The sequence below is a fragment of the Thermoflexus sp. genome (assembly GCF_042408365.1).
Taxonomy (GTDB): domain Bacteria; phylum Chloroflexota; class Anaerolineae; order Thermoflexales; family Thermoflexaceae; genus Thermoflexus.
The window spans coordinates 1-5,656 of sequence record NZ_JBHOQJ010000164.1 but is presented as its reverse complement, the minus strand read 5'-3'; the positions used below and the strand labels follow the sequence as shown (position 1 = coordinate 5,656).

Genomic DNA, 5,656 nt, shown 5'->3' with positions numbered 1-5,656 from the left:
CTTCGGCCCCTGGCCCAGCCCTCAAAAGATTTTTTCTCTGGAGAGAAAAAGGGGGGCCATTCGCTCTCTCTACCCCCATATTCCCAAAACAAATCCGGAGGCACACAGGATATGGAACGGAAGCGCGCTTTGATCACAGGGATCACCGGCCAAGATGGATCCTACCTGGCGGAGTTCTTGCTGGAGAAAGGATACGAAGTGATCGGGATGGTGCGGCGCACCAGCACCGTCAACTTCGAGCGGATCCGCCACATCCAAGACCGCATCACCTTGGTTCAAGGGGATTTGCTGGATCAATCCTCGCTGATCGACATCCTGCGGGAATACCGACCTCACGAGGTCTACAACCTGGCCGCCCAGTCCTTCGTGCCCACCTCCTTTAAACAGCCGGTCCTCACCGGGGAGTTCACCGCCCTGGGGGTCACCCGGCTGCTGGAGGCCATCCGCCTGGTGGACCCCACGATTCGGTTCTACCAAGCTTCCAGCAGCGAGATGTTCGGGAAGGTCAAGGAGGTTCCCCAAAATGAGAACACCCCCTTCCATCCCCGCAGCCCGTATGGGGTCGCCAAGGTGTACGCCCACTGGATCACCGTGAATTACCGGGAAAGCTACGGGATGTTCGCCGTCTCCGGGATCTGCTTTAACCACGAGAGCCCGCGCCGCGGTCTGGAGTTCGTCACCCGCAAGATCACCTACACGGCGGCCAAGATCAAATTGGGCCTGGCCCACGAGCTCCGGCTGGGGAACTTGGAGGCCCGCCGGGATTGGGGTTATGCCCCCGATTACGTGCGGGCCATGTGGCTGATGCTGCAACAGGACGAACCGGAGGACTACGTGATCGCCACGGGGGAGACCCACTCCGTCCGCGAGTTCGTGGAGCTGGCCTTCGATTACCTGGGGCTGGACTGGAAGAAATACGTGGTGGTGGATCCCGCCCTCTATCGGCCGGCGGACGTGGATCTGCTGGTGGGGGACGCCACCAAGGCGCGAACCAAATTGGGCTGGGCTCCTTCCGTGACCTTCGAGCAGCTGGTGAAGATCATGGTTGATGCGGACTTGGAGCTGGTCAGGCAGGAATACGGGATCCGGGAGGGATAAGATGAAGGTCATCCGCTTCGGCACGGACGGGTGGCGCGGCCGCATCGCCGACGACTACACTTTCGAGAACGTCCGGCGATGCGCTCAGGGCTTCGCCCAATGGCTGTTGGACACCGGGCAGGCGGAGGGGGGTGTGGTGATCGGTTACGATCATCGCTTCGCCTCCGAGCACTTCGCGGAAGCCTGCGCGGAGGTCATGGCCGGCAACGGGATCCGGGTTTATCTCTGCGACCGGGCCGTGCCGACCCCGGTGATCAGCTACAGCGTGGTGGCTCGGGGCGCGGCCGGGGCCATCAACATCACCGCCAGCCACAATCCCCCCACGGACAACGGCTTTAAGGTCCGCAACCGCTTCGGCGGGGCCGTCGACCCTCAGGGGCTCCAGGAGATCGAAGCCCGCATCCCGCCGGACGAGCGCGGGGTGAAGCGGATGCCTATGGCGGAAGCCTTGGCGAAAGGCCTGGTCGAGGTCTTCGACCCAGCTCCCGCTTACATTGAGCACCTCCAGACCCTCGTGGACCTGGAAGCCCTGCGCCAGGCGGACCTCACGATCGTGGTGGATCCGATGTGGGGGAACGGGATCGGCTGGCTGCGACGGCTCCTCTCCCCCGGGCGCATCCGCATCATCGAGATCCATGGCGAGCGGAACCCCATCTTCCCTCGGATGAAGCGCCCGGAGCCGATCCCTCCAAACCTGGACGACCTTCAGGAGCATGTGCGGGCGATGAACGCCGATGCCGGAATCGCGACCGATGGGGACGCGGATCGCGTGGGCCTGGTGGACGAGCGGGGGAATTTTGTGGACCAGCTGCGCGTCTACGGCCTGCTGGCCCTCTACCTCCTGGAGGTTCGGGGGCAGCGAGGGCCGATCGTCAAAACCCTCTCCACCACCTCCATGCTCGAGAAACTCGGGGAGCGCTATGGGATCCCGGTTTACGAGACCGGCGTTGGCTTCAAGTATGTCGCCCCGAAGATGCTGGAGACGGATGCCCTGATCGGCGGCGAGGAGAGCGGCGGCTTCGCCTTCCGCGGTCATCTGCCGGAGCGAGATGGGATCCTGGCGGGCCTGTATCTGCTGGACCTGATGGTCCGGACGGGGAAGCGGCCCTCGGAGCTGATCGACTGGCTCTTCCAACTGGTCGGCCCTCATTATTACTCCCGGGTCGATGTGGAGTTCCCACCGGAGCGCCGAGGGGAAACCCAAACGCGCCTGAACCAAGCCCAACCGGAGCGCCTGGCTGGGCTTCGGGTGCTCCGGATCGATCGGAGCGATGGCTACAAGTTCTATCTGGAGGATGGGGGCTGGCTGCTGATCCGGTTCTCCGGCACCGAGCCCCTGTTGCGGATCTACACCGAGACCACCGCGCCGGAGCGGGTGTCCCAACTGCTCGCTGCAGGCCGTCAGCTGGCTGGCCTGGAGTGAGCTCCAGGATCCATGGACGTTCAGGGCGAGGACGCCCGCTGGGGCTTCCATTGGGATGACACGCAACCATGCGTTCGCTCATCGATACCCACTGCCATTTGGATGACCCCGCCTTTGATGGGGATCGGGAGGAGGTGCTGGCCCGGGCGCGAGAGGCCGGCGTGGAGGCCCTGGTGATCCCGTCGGTGACCTTGGAGCGGATCCCAGCGGCCCTGGCGCTGGCCGAACGCCATCCCGAGCTCTATATCGCGGTGGGGATCCATCCCCACGCGGCTTCCACCTTCTCGCCCGGGGCGATGGCCCAGCTGCGCCGGTGGGCCCAGCACCCCCGCGTCGTGGCGATCGGAGAGATCGGCCTCGATTTCTATCGGGATCTTTCCCCTCGGGAGATCCAACGGGAGGCCTTTCGAGCCCAGCTCGAGCTGGCGGGGGAGCTCGGCCTGCCCGTGATCATCCATCAGCGACAGGCCCAAGAGGCGATGATGGAAGAGCTGGAACGATGGGTGGCCGCCCGCCCGAGCGGCCGGGGGGTGCTCCACGCGTTCTCCGGGGATCCCTCCCTGGCGAGGACGGCGGTGGCCTGGGGGTTCGTCCTGGGGATCGGAGGGCCGATCACCTACCCGCGCGCGGAGACCCTCCGGGAGGCCGTGCGGGCAGTGGAGCTGTCCGCCTTAGTGCTCGAGACCGACGCGCCCTACTTGCCGCCTCAACCCCATCGGGGGCAGCGTAATGAACCCGCCTATCTCGGGTATGTCGTAGAAGCACTGGCTCGAATTCTGAATGCTCCTGTGGAACAGATCGCGGCTCAGACCACCCAAAACGCACGCCGGCTTTTCCAGCTCCCAAATCTGGAGGCCTCCCCGGATCGATGAGCGAATGAAGGATTTTCCCCCCTCCCCGCAGCCCTCCAGGCTGCGGGGAGGGGAGAGAAAGAGGGAGGCTATCTGGCTTCCCCATTGCATATCCCCAAATTATGGAAGAAGCACGGGCCTGGACGGATCACTATGCCGGAACAGATGAACTGCTTTAAAATGGAGCAATGAGCACAGCCCTTCGGCCGCATCCTGAACCGGGTAAATGGGAATGCCGCTAACCACGCAATCGGTCCATCCACAATCGTTGATGCTTCAAGAATGGCTCCGCGCAGACCTGGAGCGAGTTGAGGCCCGAATGCGGGAGATCCCGCTGGCCTTCGAGCCGTTGAAAACCGCTGTAGATCACCTTCTCGCCGCGGGAGGCAAACGCATTCGCCCCGTCCTGGTCCTCCTCACCGGTCGCCTTTACCGGCCGACGGACGAAGCGTTGATCAACTTGGCGGCGGCGGTTGAGATGCTGCACACCGCCACCCTGGTCCACGATGACCTGATCGACGGCTCCCTGCTTCGCCGGGGGGTGCCGACCCTCAACGCCATCTGGACCCCCGCCGCGACCGTGCTCACGGGGGATTATCTGTTCGCCTACGCCGCCTCCCTAGCTGCCCGGACAGAGAACGTCCGCGTGATGGCGATCTTCGCCCGCACCCTGATGACGATCTGTCAAGGGGAATTGCACCAGCAATTCGGGAACCGTGCCACCATGCTCAATCGGGAAGATTACCTGCGGCGGATCTATGCCAAGACTGCAGCGATGTTCGAGCTGGCCACGGAGGCGGCAGCTGTTCTCGCTCAGGCGCCGGAGCCGCAGGTTCAGGCCCTGCGGCAATACGGCGTCGATTTGGGCATCGCCTTCCAGATCATGGATGACATCCTGGATTTCACGGGAGACGCGCGGGTCCTGGGCAAACCGGTTGGCAACGATCTGCGTCAAGGGTTGGCCACCCTTCCCGTGTTGCTTTATCTGGAGGAACATCCGGATGACCCGTTGATCCCACGGATCCTGGCCGGGAGCTCCGGGGATGAGGCCCTCATCGAGGAAGCGGTACGTCGGATCCGGAACTCCGAGGCCATCCCCCGCGCCATTGCGGAAGCGGAGGTCCTCGTGCGTCGAGGACAGGCCCAGCTCCAGAGCCTGCCCGACGGCCCCGCGCGGGAAGCCCTCCGATGGATTGGAGAGCAGATCCTCCGGCGGGATCGATGACAATAGAACGGATCAGCATGCGGGCGAGGCGATGGATGTCTCGATCATCATTGTGAGTTGGAATGTGTGGGCGTGGCTCTCCCGGTGCCTGGCCTCGGCACGGGAGGCGATGGGGGACCTCAAAGGGGAGATCATTGTGGTGGACAACGCCTCCACCGATGGGACGCCGGAGCGGGTGCGGGAAGCGTTCCCCGAGGTCCGCTTGCTGCGCAATCCGGTTAACCTCGGCTTCCCGGCGGCGAACAACCAGGGGATGGCGATCGCCCGCGGCCGTTACTTGTTCCTCCTGAACCCGGACACCCTCGTTTTGGATCGAGCCATCGAAGCCCTGGTGGCCTTCGCGGATGCCCATCCGCAGGTTGGGGTGGTTGGCCCCCAGCTGTTGAATCCGGATGGGACGGTTCAATCCTCCCGCCGACGGTTCCCCACTTTCTGGACGGCTCTGTTTGAGAGCACTTGGTGGCAACCCTACGCCCCCCGTCCCATCCTCCGCCATTACTACGCGCTGGACCGCTCGGATGAGGAGATCCAGGAAGTGGATTGGGTCACAGGGGCCGCCATGCTGGTCCGCCGGGAGGTCGTGGAGCACGTGGGACCGATGGACGAGGGGTTTTTTATGTACGCTGAGGAGCTGGATTGGTGCCGGCGGATCCGCGCGGCCGGCTGGCGGGTGTTCTACTATCCGCCCGCGAAGGTGATCCACTACGGCGGGCGCAGCAGCGATCAGGTCCCCGCGGTGCAACACCTCGCCTTCCAGCGCAGCAAGATCCGCTATTTTCGCAAACATCACGGCCCGATCGCCGCAGCCGCCCTGCGGGCTTTTTTGATCGGGCAGTACCTCTGGCAAATCGGCCTGGAGGGGGGGAAAGCTTTGCTGGGCCATAAAAGGCCCATGCGCCTGGAACGGATGCGCGTCTACGCTCAGGTCCTCCGCGGGCTGCTCTCGATGACGGACCACAAGCCTTAGCCCCCATCGAACCTGCCCAAAGCCTATTGGGAGGATTTCGATTGAGGGGCGCGCCGGGCGCCTTGAGCGCCCGGAGGCGGTGACGCCGGAGG

At 64.1% G+C, this 5,656-nt stretch carries 5 protein-coding genes; all 5 read left to right on the top strand.

Features of this window, described 5'->3' with window-relative positions:
• Positions 1 to 111 precede the first annotated feature (111 nt).
• The 5 genes from gmd (at position 112) to ACFMO5_RS07695 (ending at position 5,564) form a co-directional block, all read left to right on the top strand.
• The gene (gmd, locus tag ACFMO5_RS07715) at positions 112 to 1,098 is read left to right on the top strand and encodes a GDP-mannose 4,6-dehydratase (RefSeq protein ID WP_376792171.1); all 987 of its coding nucleotides are present in this window, start codon (positions 112 to 114) and stop codon (positions 1,096 to 1,098) included.
• A 1-nt stretch (position 1,099) separates the two neighbouring features.
• Positions 1,100 to 2,521, top strand: a complete 1,422-nt coding sequence (locus ACFMO5_RS07710) for a phosphoglucomutase/phosphomannomutase family protein (RefSeq protein WP_376792170.1) — start codon at positions 1,100 to 1,102, stop codon at positions 2,519 to 2,521.
• Between the two features lie 68 nt (positions 2,522 to 2,589).
• On the top strand, positions 2,590 to 3,393 hold the full coding sequence (locus tag ACFMO5_RS07705) for a TatD family hydrolase (RefSeq protein ID WP_376792169.1): 804 nt from the start codon (positions 2,590 to 2,592) through the stop codon (positions 3,391 to 3,393).
• 298 nt (positions 3,394 to 3,691) lie between these two features.
• Entirely contained in the window at positions 3,692 to 4,597 is a 906-nt protein-coding gene (locus tag ACFMO5_RS07700; protein WP_376792168.1) for a polyprenyl synthetase family protein, read from the top strand.
• 31 nt (positions 4,598 to 4,628) lie between these two features.
• Positions 4,629 to 5,564: a glycosyltransferase family 2 protein gene (locus tag ACFMO5_RS07695; RefSeq protein WP_376792167.1), complete on the top strand. Its 936-nt coding sequence runs from the start codon at positions 4,629 to 4,631 to the stop codon at positions 5,562 to 5,564.
• Positions 5,565 to 5,656 lie beyond the last annotated feature (92 nt).